The sequence below is a fragment of the Lentisphaera araneosa HTCC2155 genome (assembly GCF_000170755.1).
Taxonomy (GTDB): Bacteria; Verrucomicrobiota; Lentisphaeria; order Lentisphaerales; family Lentisphaeraceae; genus Lentisphaera; species Lentisphaera araneosa.
In genome coordinates this window covers 13,485-29,408 of record NZ_ABCK01000025.1, presented here as the reverse complement: position 1 = coordinate 29,408, position 15,924 = coordinate 13,485, and the positions used below count along the sequence as shown (strand labels likewise).

Annotated in this window: 15 protein-coding genes and 1 pseudogene; 11 read left to right on the top strand and 5 right to left on the bottom strand. The window is 42.7% G+C overall.

Translation table 11 applies throughout. The features are described 5' to 3' along the window. Positions 1 to 3 precede the first annotated feature (3 nt). Entirely contained in the window at positions 4 to 1,419 is a 1,416-nt protein-coding gene (locus tag LNTAR_RS19600) for a DUF1501 domain-containing protein (RefSeq protein WP_007280499.1), read from the top strand. Positions 1,420 to 1,427: 8 nt separating this feature from the next. Next, positions 1,428 to 2,540 (top strand): NHL repeat-containing protein, encoded by a 1,113-nt coding sequence (locus LNTAR_RS19595; protein WP_007280498.1) that lies wholly within the window; start codon positions 1,428 to 1,430, stop codon positions 2,538 to 2,540. 4 nt (positions 2,541 to 2,544) lie between these two features. Here the strand turns inward: LNTAR_RS19595 and LNTAR_RS19590 are convergent, their stop codons facing one another. Then, positions 2,545 to 3,966 carry a sulfatase-like hydrolase/transferase gene (locus tag LNTAR_RS19590; protein WP_040915372.1) on the bottom strand — a complete coding sequence of 474 codons (1,422 nt, stop codon included), beginning with the start codon at positions 3,964 to 3,966 and terminating at the stop codon, positions 2,545 to 2,547. A 183-nt stretch (positions 3,967 to 4,149) separates the two neighbouring features. Between LNTAR_RS19590 and LNTAR_RS19585 the strand changes: the two genes are divergently transcribed. The 3 genes from LNTAR_RS19585 to LNTAR_RS19575 all read left to right on the top strand — a co-directional run bounded on the left by LNTAR_RS19585 (position 4,150) and on the right by LNTAR_RS19575 (position 6,054). Next, positions 4,150 to 4,728, top strand: a complete 579-nt coding sequence (locus LNTAR_RS19585) for a hypothetical protein (protein WP_007280496.1) — start codon at positions 4,150 to 4,152, stop codon at positions 4,726 to 4,728. A gap of 77 nt (positions 4,729 to 4,805) precedes the next feature. After that, positions 4,806 to 5,393 carry a hypothetical protein gene (locus tag LNTAR_RS19580; protein ID WP_007280495.1) on the top strand — a complete coding sequence of 196 codons (588 nt, stop codon included), beginning with the start codon at positions 4,806 to 4,808 and terminating at the stop codon, positions 5,391 to 5,393. 151 nt (positions 5,394 to 5,544) lie between these two features. Then, positions 5,545 to 6,054 (top strand): transcriptional activator RfaH, encoded by a 510-nt coding sequence (locus LNTAR_RS19575; RefSeq protein WP_007280494.1) that lies wholly within the window; start codon positions 5,545 to 5,547, stop codon positions 6,052 to 6,054. A 1-nt stretch (position 6,055) separates the two neighbouring features. Here the strand turns inward: LNTAR_RS19575 and ppk1 are convergent, their stop codons facing one another. The 3 genes from ppk1 to LNTAR_RS19560 form a co-directional block, all read right to left on the bottom strand. After that, complete coding sequence (gene ppk1 / locus LNTAR_RS19570; protein ID WP_007280493.1) at positions 6,056 to 8,128, bottom strand: polyphosphate kinase 1; 2,073 nt, start codon at positions 8,126 to 8,128, stop codon at positions 6,056 to 6,058. Between the two features lie 3 nt (positions 8,129 to 8,131). Beyond that, on the bottom strand, positions 8,132 to 9,661 hold the full coding sequence (locus LNTAR_RS19565; RefSeq protein WP_007280492.1) for a Ppx/GppA phosphatase family protein: 1,530 nt from the start codon (positions 9,659 to 9,661) through the stop codon (positions 8,132 to 8,134). A 120-nt stretch (positions 9,662 to 9,781) separates the two neighbouring features. After that, positions 9,782 to 10,420 carry a hypothetical protein gene (locus LNTAR_RS19560; RefSeq protein WP_007280491.1) on the bottom strand — a complete coding sequence of 213 codons (639 nt, stop codon included), beginning with the start codon at positions 10,418 to 10,420 and terminating at the stop codon, positions 9,782 to 9,784. A 135-nt stretch (positions 10,421 to 10,555) separates the two neighbouring features. Between LNTAR_RS19560 and LNTAR_RS19555 the strand changes: the two genes are divergently transcribed. From LNTAR_RS19555 to LNTAR_RS19530, 6 genes are read left to right on the top strand one after another with little or no spacing between them, the layout of a single operon-like run. Next, positions 10,556 to 11,536: a polyprenyl synthetase family protein gene (locus LNTAR_RS19555; protein WP_007280490.1), complete on the top strand. Its 981-nt coding sequence runs from the start codon at positions 10,556 to 10,558 to the stop codon at positions 11,534 to 11,536. Then, a complete protein-coding gene (locus LNTAR_RS19550) occupies positions 11,533 to 12,132 on the top strand; it encodes a UbiX family flavin prenyltransferase (RefSeq protein WP_007280489.1) in 600 nt (199 codons plus the stop codon). Before LNTAR_RS19555 ends, LNTAR_RS19550 begins: the two co-directional genes overlap by 4 nt. After that, positions 12,125 to 12,940 (top strand): menaquinone biosynthesis protein, encoded by an 816-nt coding sequence (locus tag LNTAR_RS19545; protein WP_007280488.1) that lies wholly within the window; start codon positions 12,125 to 12,127, stop codon positions 12,938 to 12,940. The genes LNTAR_RS19550 and LNTAR_RS19545 overlap by 8 nt, the downstream gene beginning before the upstream one ends. 13 nt (positions 12,941 to 12,953) lie before the next feature. Next, complete coding sequence (locus LNTAR_RS19540) at positions 12,954 to 13,676, top strand: ubiquinone/menaquinone biosynthesis methyltransferase (protein ID WP_007280487.1); 723 nt, start codon at positions 12,954 to 12,956, stop codon at positions 13,674 to 13,676. A gap of 3 nt (positions 13,677 to 13,679) precedes the next feature. Next, on the top strand, positions 13,680 to 13,913 hold the full coding sequence (locus LNTAR_RS19535; RefSeq protein WP_007280486.1) for a hypothetical protein: 234 nt from the start codon (positions 13,680 to 13,682) through the stop codon (positions 13,911 to 13,913). Next, positions 13,897 to 15,087 carry a BaiN/RdsA family NAD(P)/FAD-dependent oxidoreductase gene (locus LNTAR_RS19530; protein ID WP_007280485.1) on the top strand — a complete coding sequence of 397 codons (1,191 nt, stop codon included), beginning with the start codon at positions 13,897 to 13,899 and terminating at the stop codon, positions 15,085 to 15,087. The genes LNTAR_RS19535 and LNTAR_RS19530 overlap by 17 nt, the downstream gene beginning before the upstream one ends. Positions 15,088 to 15,545: 458 nt before the next feature. On the opposite strand, the pseudogene LNTAR_RS26775 reads toward LNTAR_RS19530, so the two are convergent. Next, positions 15,546 to 15,701, bottom strand: a pseudogene (locus LNTAR_RS26775) (tyrosine-type recombinase/integrase); the annotation flags it as partial. Positions 15,702 to 15,924: the final 223 nt, after the last annotated feature.

Here is a 15,924-nt window from a genome sequence, read left to right as displayed (position 1 = left end):
AAAATGGATAGAAGAAACTTTTTAAAATTTGGTGCTGCACTTGGTGCATCACAAGGACTTAAGCTTAGCGCAGCAAATGCTAACCCTACGGGCTTTGATCCTAATAAAGGCGTCATGGGTCAACCGCACCATGCCGCAAAAGCTAAACGCGTCATTTACCTCTACATGGCAGGTGGCCCTTCTCAGTACGAAAGCTTTGAAAACAAACCAGTGATGAAACAAATGCATGGACAAGACCTGCCAAAGTCGATCATTGGTGAAACTCGTCTTACTGGTATGTCTGGCAATCAATCTTCACTACCTGTAGCTGCGAGTCCCTATAAATTCGCCAAACATGGGCAGTGCGGAATGGAAGTTAGTGAACTTCTTCCTCATACCGCCAAAATTGTCGACGATATTGCCCTCGTAAAAACGATGTACACAGAGGCCATTAATCACGGCCCCGCCAACACCTTCATGCAAACGGGCTCGCAGATTGCTGGTCGTCCCTCTATCGGCGCTTGGCTCAACTATGGCCTCGGCTCGGATAACCCTGACCTCCCTCCTTTCGTCGTCATGCGCACCAAGGGCAAAGGTGGCCAACCACTCTTCGCTCGTCTTTGGGGCAACGGCTTTCTTCCCTCTGAGTACCAAGGTGTGATGTTCCGCCCAGAGAACGATCCCGTTCTTTTCCTTAATAATCCTCCAGGAATTAACCGCAACTCGCGTCGCAAAGTGCTAGACACCATCCTCAAAATGGAAGGCCTCAAGAGTGCCGAACTCGCCGATCCACAAATTGATTCGCGACTTGCGCAATACGAAATGGCTTATCGCATGCAGAGTTCAGTCCCCGAAGCCACCGACTTTTCAAAAGAAAACCCAGAGACACTCGCTCTCTATGGTGAAGACGTTAAAAAGCCCGGTAGCTTTGCCAATAACTGCCTCATGGCTCGTCGCCTTGCTGAGCGTGGTGTCAAGTTTATCCAACTCTATCACCAAGGCTGGGATGCTCACGGCGGATGCCCTGGAGGCATGAAGCGTCAATGCGGTGAAACCGACCAAGCTTCCGCTGGTCTGATTATGGACCTTAAACAACGCGGTCTCCTAGAAGATACTGTTGTCATCTGGGGCGGAGAATTTGGTCGTACCGCTTACTCACAAGGTAAGATGAGTGCAACAAATTACGGTCGCGATCACCACCCCGCCTGTTACCCCATGTGGTTTGCTGGTGGTGGCATTAAAGGCGGCACAAGCTTCGGTGAAACTGATGATTTCGCTTACAATATTGCTTCCAAGGACAAGATGCATATTCACGATTTCCATGCCACCATCCAGCACCTGCTTGGCATTAATCATGAACGTCTCACTTACCGTTTCCAAGGACGCAACTTCCGTCTCACCGACGTCCACGGCCACGTCATCAAAAAAATCCTAGCTTAAAGAATACTATGAAAAAATTAATTACTACTGCCCTATCATTGTCAGCGTTAACTATCCTCGCTCACGGTCCGAACGATGGGCACAAACACGAGAGCCTTCCTGCGAGTCAACAAGTCCAAACAGGAGAAGTCCTCGGTCATGGTTCACTCCAATACAAAGTTCACAAAGACTGGGGCAAGCTCGATAAGGCTAAGTACCCCATCAAAAACTGTCATGCCATGCTTGAGCTAAAGGACGGAAACTTTGTCGCTCTCCTAGACGATAATAAGCACAACTTCCTCAAGTACAGTCCCGACGGCAAGCTCCTCGATGCATGGATGAAGGAATACCCAGGTGCTCACGGCATAGCCCTCTTTGAAAAAAACGGCGAAGAACACTTTGTCGTTGTGGATAGTGGCTGGGCAGTACGTAAAGGCCGTCAATACCGCGAAACCGGCCGCGTGGCGATTACAAAAGCTAATGGCCAACTCGTATTTGCTCTTGGCCACCCTCAAACTGTGGGGGCATACGAACCGGGTCAAAAGTATATGCCATGTGATGCTGCCGTAGCTCCCAATGGCGACATTTATGTCGCTGATGGCTATGGATCACAGTGGGTTCTTCAGTACAATCAGCACGGTCAATTCATTCGCAAATTTGGTGGTGCACAGGATCCCAACCCCAATGCACGTCTCAACAGTTCCCACGGTATCTCAATTGATACGCGAGATCCGAAAAATCCAAAACTTCTTGTGAGTTCGCGCAGTGCGAATCAACTGAAAGTATTCACACTGGATGGCAAGCACTTAGAAACCATTGACCTTCCCGGTGCTTATGGCGGCCAGGCAGTCGTCCACGGCAATAAACTCTATGTTGGTGTCTGCTGGTCTAAAGAAAATGGCACGGGTAAAAAGCTCAAGCAATCGGGTTTTGTCGCCATCCTCGACAAAAATAACAAAGTCATTTCTTGCCCAGGAGGAAGCGAGCCCAAATACGTCGATGGCAAAATTCAGCCCATGTACCAAACAACCAAGACCTTCCTCCACGTTCACGATCTTTGCGTTGATAGCAATGGCAACATTTTTGTGGTTCAATGGAATGCGAAAGGGGCCTACCCCATTAAGCTCGAATTAATAAAGTAGGAACTTATTGATAATCCTTCCCATTCAAACTATGGATAACTGAACGCATCCATTCATTCAGTTCTTGAGTCATTTTTTTCAAACGACTTTCTTGACTAGGGTCCTTAGCCAAGTCCCTAGTTTCCATGGGATCAATCTCCAAATTGTAGAGTTCATATTTATCCCCGTTGATACGATGTAATTTCCAGGGCCAATCGTTCCAGGCCGCATGCCCGATCTTCGTACCTTCGGGAAACTGCGGGAATTCATCCACATCTTTTTTAAGACGGGAAGAATCATGAGGCAAGGGAGCTTGGGCTTGCTGTTTTTCCATGATAGCTTTTAGGGTTTTATCATTCCAAGTACTTTGGCCTTGTTGAAGTCCATGCCAAAAACCAATAGATTTTTCACGTCTACTTTTGCGTCCCATTATTATATCGCTGACATCTTCCCCGTCTAACTTATGGAGTGGTTGATGCTTGATTCCCGCCATTGATAGAAGCGTCGGGTACATATCATTAGTCGAAGCGGCAACTGAGCTTCGTCCTTTCAATTTTTGTTGAGGCCACTCGATTAGAGCAGGCACACGTAAGCCTCCCTCATAAATACTACCCTTTTTCATCCGGCCGCCTGAGCTCTCTTTTACTAAGCCACCATTATCGCTACAGTACCAAAGAATCGTATTTTCAGCTAAATTCATATCTTTTAATTCTCGGCGCAAGCGCCCTAATTGTTGATCCAAAAGAGCAATCTCTCGATAGTAGCCAGCAAATTTCTTTCCTTGGTATAAATTTGTCTTATCGGGAAATTCTTTATGGGGTGAATGAGGCGAAGGGTACCACAAGACCATAAAAATTGGTTTTTCACCCTTTTTATGTTTCTGCAGAAATGAAATCGCATCGTCTGTAATAATAACAGAGCCCTGTCCTTGGCGACGCTTAACAATTCCTTGGTGACTGAGATAGGGGTTTCGATCAAAAAAATTCAAGCCTATAATCCATTCATCAAAACCCATTGCACTGGGGTTACAAGGTGAATTAATTTGCCCCGAACCCATATGAACTTTACCGAAAATCCCTGTGACATACGAATGCTTCCTTAGAACTTCCGCAATGGTATCTTCATGATAACGCATATAGCGACCATGGTTCGTCACTTTTGTGCGAATGGGAGTTCTTCCTGTCATCACACTCGCTCGAGTCGGAGAGCAAACTGGTGCGCCAGCATAAAAACGATCTAAGATCAGACTCTCTTGAGCCATCGCATCTAATTCGGGTGTTTTTAAAAAGGGGTGACCATTATACCCTGTATCTCCCCATCCTTGATCATCCGCCATCACCAAAATTATATTAGGTTTCTGGATGGCATTCCCTTGTGCATCAAAAGCGTAAGTAGACAGACATACAAAAATATAATTTAAGAGTAGCTTTATAAAAACCTTAGACATGACGGACCTATTATTAATTGTATTTATTATATATTTAAAAATATTTTTTATATTTAAAATATTGTATTAAAAATAAAAAAATCAAACTAACGAAGATCTATCTTAATTTGATGAAAAATATTTATAACTGTAACAAGCATCATTATTTGTGGTTCAATCTTAAAAACAACACTGGAGCCTTATATGAAACACCTTATTATTCTTCTCATCCTCACGGGACTTTCTCTCAGCGCTAAAGAAATCCTTGAAGACCCCACTTTCAAAAAAGAAGAAAAATACTGGAGGTTAAGTATGACTCCAGAATACAAAAATACTGAAGCCAAATACAAGCGAAAATCTGTGGAGTTTGATATCTCCCACACGTCAGAAGCCTCCTACCTATCATTTATCACTGAAGCTGACACTAAAGACGATCGCGTTTATAAAGTTCAATTTAAATTCAAAGGCGACGGTTCAGGCGAAGTCTTTATCAAACACATGGCCTTCCCCAACTTCTTCAAAGGTAAAAGATATATAGAAGGTAGCCCCATGGCGAACCTTGGACTTCACCAAAAGTTTAACCCTACCAAAGAATGGCAAACCGCAACATGTTACTTCCGATCAAAGGAAAACGTAGAAAGTAATTACATGAAGTCACTACTTTTTTGGCTCGGGAACTACCAAGGCAAACTCACTTTTGGTGAAATCTCTGTAACAGAAGCCAAAGATAAAAAAGACATGGCTCTAACCGCCCATGGCTCGATAGAAATCACTAAAGAATAAAGAAAATTTAATTTTTATTGTAACTTTATCCTTTCAGCTGCGATTATATGTATTAAACAATTCACGGAGTTTAGCATATGATTTTTCGAGCCTTATTATTCATCGCCTTTCTAACGAGCACAGCTTTTGCCCAAAGAGAAATCCTTGAAGATTCTGAGTTCAAGAAAAAAGATAAGTACTGGTATCTACGCAAAGGACAAGAATACAATAAACTTAAACCTGAGTATAAAAGAGGTGTATTCTCTTTAAAGATTAGTCATACTTCTGAAGCTCACTACCTCGCCTTTCTTACCCCTGCGGAACTTAAAAAAGGCCGTCATTATAAGCTCACTTTTGACTTCAAGGGAGATGGTGAAGGCACAATAAAAGCCAACTACCGCAATCACAATAATGTTTTTAAGCGCAAAAAAAATACAAACAACAACAAGTATAGTAGCCTTGGTTTGATGCAAAAATTAAGTCCGACTGCTGAATGGCAAACGGCCTCGATGTATTTTACAGCTTTGGATAACCCCGTTTCAGATTTTGATGAGTTCATTATTTTTATGTTCGGTGAATTCCAGGGAGAACTCAGTCTAAGAAATGTATCGCTTAAAGAAGCCAAAGATGCACCAGTCCCTCTTGGTAAAAATGGTAAACTAGAATCAGTCAAGAAAGCTGAATAAAAGCTCGCCTATAAATTTTCTAGCGCCTACTTTCCCAATATATAAAGAGGCTTTACGCCTATTGAGTTTTCTATTCAGTTCTCCCACTTGAAAATCACTCTTTCCTCACTAGAATGTGTCCCATAATTTTCAAGTTTTAAGGATACAAAATATGTTCGAAGGTGATTGGTACTGTCTCTACACAAAACCGAGACAAGAAAACCTTACTGCTCAGTCTGCATTAGATGCGGGCTTTCCAACGTTCAATCCAAAAATTGAGGTTCGCAAAGTACGTCGAGGCAAGGCCACTTATGTCCATGCTGCCTTATTCCCCTCCTATGTTTTTATTCAAGCCAATGAAGGCAACTTAGATAAAGCTCGCTATTTACGCGGCGTCAACCGCATCATTGGCTTTGGTCGAGATGGTGAATCCTTAAAAATCCCAGCTGTCATTTTAGAAACACTTTCAACTTTCCTTGAAGACAATGTCTATAAGCATGATATGCATGAGCTCAAAGATGGAGACAAAGTTCAAGTTCTCGATGGCCCCTTAAAAGGCGTGGAAGCTATTTTCAAAAAAGGACTCAAAGATGGTGAACGCGCCGTTGTACTCTTTGAGCTCTTCTCCAACTACCAAGAAGCCAAGGTCAATATTGAAGACCTCATTAAGTCTGATGACTAAATCACTCCGGCTTACGTCGAACTTTTAAGCCTTCAGAAATATCTTCTTTACTCGCTTCTACAGCCTCTTTATAGAAAGTTTCCTGCGCACTACTTTTACCACGATTACGCTTAGTATAAGTACCATCAGGCTGAAGAACATGAGATTTGCGATTATCGTTTAACATCGTGTCTAAAATATGCTTCACGCGCTCTTTATGATGCTTTTCAAATACTGGGAACATCAATTCCACGCGGCGATTCAAGTTACGAGTCATCCAATCTGCAGAAGCTAAATACATCTCCTCTTTACCACCATTACTGAACCAATAGATGCGACTATGTTCTAGATAACGACCAATAACAGATGTGACTGTTATGTTATCACTTAGGCCTTCTATACCTGGCTTTAACATACAAATACCACGGATATTTAAATCAATTTTCACTCCCCCCTGAGAGGCTTTGTAGAGTGCTTCAATCATATCTGGATCTGAAAGCGAATTAAACTGCGCCCGAATACGACCTTTGCCGCCATTCTCAGAAATCATCGTTTCACGATTGATCAGCTGTAAGAATTTTGGCTTCATCGTAGTTGGTGCCATGTAGATGTAATCCATTTGCGGCAAATCAGAGTAACCCGTTATTGAGTTAAAGAATAAGGCTGCTTCATAAGTAATTTCATCGCGACTCGTCATCAATCCCATATCTGTATAAAGCGTCGCTGTTTTCTCATTGTAATTACCTGTCCCCAAGTGCACATAGCGACAAACACCAGCTTCTTCACGACGTGTAATCATCAAGAATTTGCAGTGCACTTTAAGCTGAGCTAAACCGTAAATTACCGTTGCTCCCACCTTCTCCAGTTGCGTCGCCCAACGAATGTTTTGTTGCTCATCAAAACGAGCTTTCAATTCTACTAACGCCGTCACTTGCTTACCATTACGCGCCGCTCGCAAAAGCGCATCTGCCACAGGTGATTTTGACCCCGAGGTTCTATACAAAGTCATTTTAATGGATAAAACATCAGGATCATCAACTGCCTGATTAATCAGGTCCAAGACAGGATCAAATGATTCATAAGGGTGGTGCATGAGCAAATCACGTTTACTCAGAGCTTCAAAAATATTCTCTCCACGCTTGAGGTCCCTTGGGAACTTAGGTTTCTGTGCGCCGTAATGCAGGTGGTCATAGCCACTAAGGAAACAAACCTCCATTAAGCCTTTGAGGTTAACCGGTCCGTCAACTATGTAAACACCAGCTGAGTTAATCTGAAAAAGTGTCTTTAAGCGCTCTCGAATGTCTTCACTTTGTGTTTCCACCTCTAAGCGAACAGGAAAACTTTGACCACGTTGTACGATGAGTTCTTCCATGGCGGACAAAAGATTTGTATCATCATCCTCGTCTACAGCTAAATCAGCATCCTTGGTCAAACGGAAACAAGAGCTTTCAACGACTTGGTATCCAGGGAATAAACGTTCTGCAAATAAACGTACGAGGTCTTCTAAAAAGACAAACTTACGCTGCCCACTCTGATTACTCGGCAACTCCCATAAACGTTTTAAGCTGGAGGGCATCGGGATGACCGCAAACTCACGCTCAATTTCGGGGGTCGATTTTTTATCTAAAGTCACAGCTAAGTACATCTGTAAGTTCACAAAGTTGTGAATTGATTTATTGACATCAACGCGCAGGGGAGTTAATACAGAAAAGATTTCTCGCTCATAGACTTGGTTGAGGTACTGCAGTTCGGCTTCATCAAATTCTTTTACAAATTCCACGCCTTCTTTTTTCAAAGCAGGCAAAATATCTTTGTTTAAAATTTTGTATTGCTCTTGGCACATCTCATGAGCTTTTTCATTAATGCTCTTTAAAACATCAAAGTAAGATACTTGAGCAACTGTGGGCTTTAAATTTTCCTTCATCGCGCGAATGGTCGTCGCCACACGCACCATGAAAAACTCATCGAAGTTGGAACTTGTGATCCCTAAAAACAAAAGGCGCTCTAGAAGAGGTACACTCTCGGTTTTAGCTTCATTTAAAACTCGATAATTGAACTCCATCCAAGAGAGTTCCCGATTAAAATAATTAGACATACTCTAACTCCTTTCTGCGAATTCGATTTTTAGGCCAAAGACATCTTGAAAAATTTCTGAGGCATCTTGTAAACTGCCCACTTCTAAGGGACTAATGTTCGCGATATTCATATTTAATTGTAAACGGTTGGCATCTTGCTGAACACTCTCAACTTTGAGTCTTTGCACTAAACGTATATCAAGCGCTCGCGCCACTCGCAAAATTGCCGAAAGTTTAAAGACTGTGAGGCGATCATCTCTCCTCAATGAAGAAAACTCGCTATGAGTATGTTTGGGCCTCGTTTTCCCATGATAACGAACAATCAAGCCAACTATAATGCGGTCGAGCTCATTTAAGCCAAAAATTTCTGAATTGCGTATCAAGTACAAACCATGGCGCTGACTATGTCGATGGTGCAGGAATAAACCAATATCCATTAAGACGGCAGCTGATCTTAGATAAATTTTATGGTCTTTATCAAAATTACCAATTTTTGCCAAGGCATCAAAAATTTTCAAAGCATTAAAAGCCACATTATCAGAATGCTTTTTATCGACGCCAAATTTAGCTGCTAGGGAATAACAAGCACCCGCAATTTCATCTTCTAAACTTGCTAGAGTTGACGTTCGCTTAGTGGACTGTAACACACCTTCGCGAATACTCACTTTAGGAACAATTAGATTCATCGCACTACACTGTTTAAAGAAGGCCCCGTAAATCTGTAAAGTAGCAAAGAAAGCGCCTGATTCAGAAAATGGCACTCCATATTCACTGGCAACTTCCACACTCTCCATACCTGAAATTTTTTCTAAGAGCTGAACAAAAGCTTCTTTTTCTATGAGGTAATAGCCCTTGTTTTTTTCACCAATTTGTCCTGCAACTCGGCGAATATCACTGCCTAGAGCTACAAAGTACCTCACTCTTTTTAGGGGAAACTCCATTTCGAACTGGCGAGTCGCCACTAAAGTTTTTTGGTCCAAAAGCTTTTGTAAGTAATCACTTGTTCCCAAGCCAGATTTTAATTCTTTTTCAAAACGAATAGAACCTAAGTTAAGGGAATGTGCCCCTACCATGAGCCCTTTATTTAACATCAGTACATTTGTACCACCGCCAGACGTTTCCACAATCAACGCATTCGAACGCTTAATACGTAAGTGCCCTCGCAAGGCATGATCCACTGAACGGTAAGTGAGTAAATTAGCTTCCATTGCTTCGAGAACTTTGAAAGCAAAACCCGTTTGCAGTTCAACTCGTTCAATAAACATATCGCGATTATGCGCTTCTCGCACTGCGGAAGTCGCAATGCAACGAGTTCGCGAGGCTGCTATGCCCCAGGACTCAATGTATTCTCTAAATAAACGCAAAATCTCTATAACTTGCTGAAAAGATTCTTCAGAGATCTCTTCTGTGATAAAAACGTCTCGACCAAGAGTCGTTTTTCGTTCCAAGGTTTCTAGTGCTTTCCATTTTGTCGCACGCTTCTCGGCAATGAGTAAGCGAATTCCACTAGACCCTAAATCTATTACTGCTGAAAGACTTTTATTTTTCTTCATTTAACCCACCTAAAAAACAACACTCACATAAACTAAAAAACTCTGGATAAACTTATTCATTCTAATAAGCTTTCCCAGAGTTTTTGAAGAAATATTGATAAAGATTTTATAAAATCTTAATTAAGCTCCTGAAGTCCATTCCGCTTCGTGCCACACGAGTGTGTATTCCGTGCGTAAGTGGATACCATTCATCGCATACATTTTCTTCTCTAATTGAGCCAGCGCCCAAAGTAGTGTTTGGTAATAAGACACATCATCCAAAATACCTTGTGGTACTTCTGAAAGACCGATGTGAGTCAAGCCATCTGTAATCGCAGCTTGCTGTAAAATCTTAAGGAAAAGCATCGCTTTAGTCGGCATTTTACAAAGTTCAGCCATAAAAGCATTTTTTCTGTAGGAGTCAAAATCACCACCACCGAGACTCAAGGGGTCTTCTGAGTAAAGTTTGCACTGGTCAAAAAATTCCAAAACGCGGAAGGGGTCAATTGATAAAACCTTTTCTTTTGCGTCATACATGGTAGGACGAACGAATTTCGGATCATCTCCTGCGATCGTAAGCTGAAATTTTGATGACGCAAAAGTATCAAATTCTGATAAAAGAACGCGACCCAGGTCATTAATAATTGTCTGCACATCATCTTTTGCGAGCAATTCTTTTAACTTATCTTCTGCTTCTGTTAAGCTCGTTTTATCGTTTTTATAGGACTGATAAAACTTCTCTACATTCTGCCAGATCGAGTTCAGACTTCTTTTGGCCATTTCTTACCTCAAATATTTCATTTTTTAAACATAGTCGCCAAAATAGTAGATAAGTTCGATTTTTCCAGTGCTCAACTTTGCGCAACGGCTAATCCGGACTAGTTTTTAAGTTATATTAATTTTTGCGGAATTTTTATGCAATCAGATACACTAAAAAGCTTAAGTCAAATCACAGGAAAATATGCAACTTCCTTAGAAGAATGCAATGAGCTAATACAAGACACTCTAAAATCGAGTGCCCCCCAAACCAGTGACTTAGCTATAACTTTAAAAAAATCTCGTGGCAAACAACTTCGGCCCTTACTCGTTTTCACAATCTTAGGCCAACAAACTAGTGCAAATAAACTAGCTGCAGTTTGCGAAAGCATTCATTGTGCTAGCTTGGTTCACGACGACATTATTGACGATTGCAGATTGCGTCGCAATTTACCGACAATGAACTCAATCCATGATAACTCCATTGCACTCCTTCTTGGCGATTTGATGTTCACCTCTATATTTACTCTATCTTCTTGCCTCCCCTCTTGGGTTACTTCTGAATCAGCTCAAACTATAAAAACTTTGATCGAAGGGGAACTGCTTCAACAGACCTACAAATGCGATATCGCAGTAACTAAAGATCAATATCTCGATGTTTTACAAAAAAAAACAGGCGCACTTTTAAGTTTCTGTACAAAAGCCGCTTCTCGTTTAGCTGATAAAAACCCCGACGATGTACAACTGGCTGGTGAATACGCCAATACTTTTGGTTTGATTTTCCAAATTGCAGATGATTGGGCCGACTTTGTCAAAGCAGGTACTGAAGACAACAAAGATCGCGGCGCCGATATCGGCAATGGCTTTGTTACTTTACCATGGATTCTCATGCTGGAACATGCTCCAAAGGAACTTCATGAGCAATTACTCGAACTCATCACAAGTAAGCAGCGCTGTGGAATGAATCACCCCCTCGTCAAAGAAATTTACGCACTGATTCAACTCGATGAAAAAATGCAGGTCGAAATCAACTCCCTAGAACACCAAGCACGACAGGCACTCGAGAGCATGAGTTCTGCCATGCCCATTGACGAGCTTGAGATCTACTTAAATACTGCACTCAAAACATTTAAAAGATGACACATAAAAGATACATATTAGCAATTAGCGGTGCCTCAGGATCCTATTTCGCCAAAGCTTGCCTCAAGGCTTTAGTAAATACAAGAGCCAAAATATTTGTGGTGGCCTCACAAACGGCTAAGCAGATCTGGACCGACGAAATGAATGAGGGGACCCTTGACGATTTTATCCACAGCCTTAGCACTGAAGAACAAGCCCTCATCCAAGTGGAAAACATCAAAAACTTAAGTGCCGCAATTTCTTCGGGAAGCTTCCGTCATGACGGCATGCTGATCATGCCCTGTTCGGCAAAGTCCTTGGCCTCAATTGCCAATGGTATTTCATCCAATCTTCTGGAACGCGCCGCAGATGTCTGCATCAAAGAAGGCTTCCCACTAGTTATTGGACTACGAGAAACTCCCCTCAGCGCTATTCACTTAGAGAATGCCCTAAAACTCTCCCGTCTCGGAGTTCAGATTGTCCCCTGTATCCCTGGATTCTATCACGGAGATAATAGTTTTGAAGGCATGGTGAATTTTGTCGCCGGCAAGGCACTCGACCAACTCAAGATCGATCATAAACTCTATAAGCGCTGGAAAGAAGACGACCATGCTTAAGATCGGCCTTATTAACTACCTCAATGCTTACCCTTTCTCTTGGCCACTTATACGCAATCACAAACAAAAAGGCAAATGGAAGACTGTGCTCGCTCGTCCCGGTGAACTCAACCAACTCCTTGCGCAAGGCGAGTTAGGCATGAGCCTTGTCTCTGCTTTTGAATACCTTAGAAATCGCGATCAATACATTCTTGCTCCTGGAATAGCTTTATCATCAAAAGGATACGTTGACTCCGTCAAACTAGTTTCTAAAGTCCCTATCAAGAAACTGGAAAACAAAAGTATCTACACCACCTCAGCATCTGCAACGTCAATTTCGATCCTCAAAATTCTTTTGGGTGAAAAAAATATCAAGTCCAAAGCCCTCATAGACTATGACTGCCACCAAGGCGTACCAAAAGAAGCTCTCGCTGCATTAACCATTGGTGACGAAGCTTTAACGGAAGACTTTTCTGCATTCACATACTCATGGGATTTGGGCGCCGCTTGGAGAGAACTCTTTAAGCGCGACATCGTTTTTGCACTCTGTGTCATTCGTAAAGACGCACTAGAAATTTATCCCAAAGAAATTTCATTCTTAGTCAAAAAACTGCAAAATGCTCCCACAGAGTCATTTGCCTGTGAAGAAACTTTTGCCAAAAACTGTCGTCAAACTTACCCAGAGATCATTAAGCCAATGACCTATTTACGCAATTTGCATTTCGAATGTGGTGAGGCAGAAATTTCTAACTTCAATTTTTATATCGAGCTTTGCGCAAAACATCAACTTATTGATCAAGTTTTTGAAGCTCAATACTATACAGAATAATTCGGATATCAGCATGGATAAACTCACTCAAATCAAAAAAAGCGATGCCGATGAATGGCGTAAAAACGTCGAAGATATGTTTCAGGAAATCGCCGATACTTATGAAAAAATTAATACCTTCATTTCCATGGGCATGGACAAGGGCTGGCGCCTTAAGTTACTCAAACGCCTCAAACAATACTATGACCCCAGCCACCCTGTACTCGACATTGGCTGTGGCCCTGGATCTTTATCAGCACTTTCTAAAAAACACCTCCCTGAAGCACGCTTCCTAAGCTCAGACATTTGCCCCCGCTTCCTAGAAATTGCAGCGAATTCAGGCAATGCACAGGAAGTCTTGCGCCTTTCCGCATCTGACCTTCCCTTCAAAAATGAATGCACCAGTGCCGTCACTTCGGCTTTTGTCCTTAGAAATCTTCCCGATCTCGAACGCTTCTACAAAGAATGCCATAGAATCTTGCGTCCCGGCGGCGTCATTTCCATGCTCGACCTAACTCAGCCAAAGTTTAAGCCCATTAGTTTTTTCCATTCCCTCTACATGGCCCTCGCCTTACCTTTGGGTGCAAAAATCTATGGCTCACGCCTCGAAGCTTACGAGTACCTAGACCGCTCAATTAAAAACTGTTTAGCTCCAGAAGAGATGAATGCCTTGCTCAAGAAATGCGGCTTCACTGTTAAGCACACCGATAGCCTTTGCATGGGCACAGTCACAATTTACACCGCAGTTAAGGAATAAATCATGTTACTTGCAGTTGATATAAAATTAGCCCTCATGCTTTTCCTCGGTCTCACCGCAGTGGTTCACACCGCATGCGCCCTCGCGGTCTTGTTTCACTTCATGAAGCACCCACCCAAATCTGGGCCATCCATTACAAAGCGTTTTTTACTCACCTTAGTATTAGGCGCTATTGGCTTTGTCTACTTCATTTTCATGCTCAAAGATCCCCAAGACGAGAATGAACCCAAATCCTAAATACGACCTCGTCGTTATCGGAGCAGGTGCAGCCGGCCTCATGTGTGCTGGCTTAGCGGCAAAAAAAGACATCAAAACTCTTATCATTGACCACAACCCCAAGCCAGGTCGAAAAATCATCATTTCTGGTGGGGGACGCTGTAACTTCACCAACCTCAATATTCAGCCCGACCGCTACCTCTCGCAAAACCCACGTTTTTGCATTTCCGCACTCAAGCGCTACACGCAGCACGATTTTATTAAGCTAGTCAAAAGTCACAGCTTAACTTTTCACGAAAAGACTTTGGGCCAACTCTTTTGCGATCAAAAATCTCACGCCATCCTCGCGATACTCCAAGAAGAATGTCGTTCAAAACATGTCGACACCCACTACCAATGCGAAGTGAGCGAAGTCCGCAAATTAGACAATGGTTTTGAACTCACAACTTCTAATGGCAAGGTTTTCACTCAAAAATTGGTCATTGCAAGTGGCGGACTCTCCATGCCAAAAATTGGCGCCACCAACTTTGCTTACAAAATAGCAAAACAATTCGAACTCAATCTCATCCCGACGCGACCCGGACTTGTTCCCTTTACCTTGAGTGGAGAAAAACTCGAGCTCGCCAAGAGCTTAGCGGGTGTCGCTATTGAGGCTAAGGTTTCACTTAATAAAAAAACGAGTTTTAGAGAAAATATCCTCTTCACTCACCGTGGAATTTCTGGCCCCGCAATTTTACAGATCTCTTCTTATTGGCAGGAAAGCCAGCCCGTCTTTTTTAACTTTTTACCCGACGAGAACCCCGAAGAATTCATCAATGAACTTCGTAAGACTCGCGCTAAGGAAAATCTCGACCAAGTCCTCAAAAGCTACCTCCCGAAAAAGTTCATCGAGCTCTTTTTGCGCGCTCCGCAAAAACCCATGGCCCAGCTCTCTAAAGTCGAGATTAATAAAATAAAAGAAATGCTTTTCCAATGCTCAATCACACCATCAGGAACCGAAGGTTACCGTACAGCAGAAGTCACTCTCGGCGGCCTCGACACACGTGAACTCTCTAGCAAGAGTATGGAAGTCCAAAAAGTACCCGGACTCTATTTCATCGGTGAATCCGTCGATGTCACCGGCTGGCTCGGTGGCTACAACTTCCAATGGGCCTGGAGCTCCGCCTCCGCCTGCATAGAAAATATTCAACATTAATCTCTGCCCGTCGATGGCTGGCAAGCCTAGCAGGGATGGGGACAGCGTCCCTACGATTCCAACTCAACTAGTTTCCCATAAGTCTTAAGATTCTCTCGCGAAGGCGCCAAGACACGAAGTTTTTGTTCAGAATTTATTTTTAAGATTTTCTTTATAGTTCTAAGATGACATTTGACCACCGAGCGCGCGGAGAGCACAGAGAAGAGACAACTTTTAGTCATTAGAACTCTTGGGCACTTTAATAATTTAGAATTGATCATTAAGAACCAAAAATTGCCCGCCTCGTGCGCTTTTGCTTTTGCGAAGTTCGCAAAGCCCCATTCTATTAGATGATTGATATTTACTTGGAGGTAGGAGTCACTCACACATTACAGTTTCCCCCTTTCCCACAAAAGTGCTTTAACCACTTTTGATGCGGAGCCTGCCTGTCTTTTAATTTTTAATTCCTGATTCCTCAACTACAAATCATCTAAAGGGCTGCGCGTCCCAGATTGGTTCAAACTCAGCACATGGGTATAAATCTGCGTCGTACTTATATCCTCATGCCCCAACAACTCCTGAATCGTCCTCAAGTCAGTCCCACGCTCCAACAAATGCGTCGCAAAACTATGCCTCCGCGGTATTCCCCGACTTATGCATGCTACACATAACCCCCGCATTTCCGGTTTATTCATACTCAATAATGCAATAAAATACAACTACTTTTAAGCCCTTTTTTGGCTCTTCATAATACAACCCCCGACTTATGCATACTACACATAACTCCCGTATTCTCGGGTTATGCGTACTAGCTACTACAGATCACTACTTAGCAAAGACTCACTTATTGACTTTAAA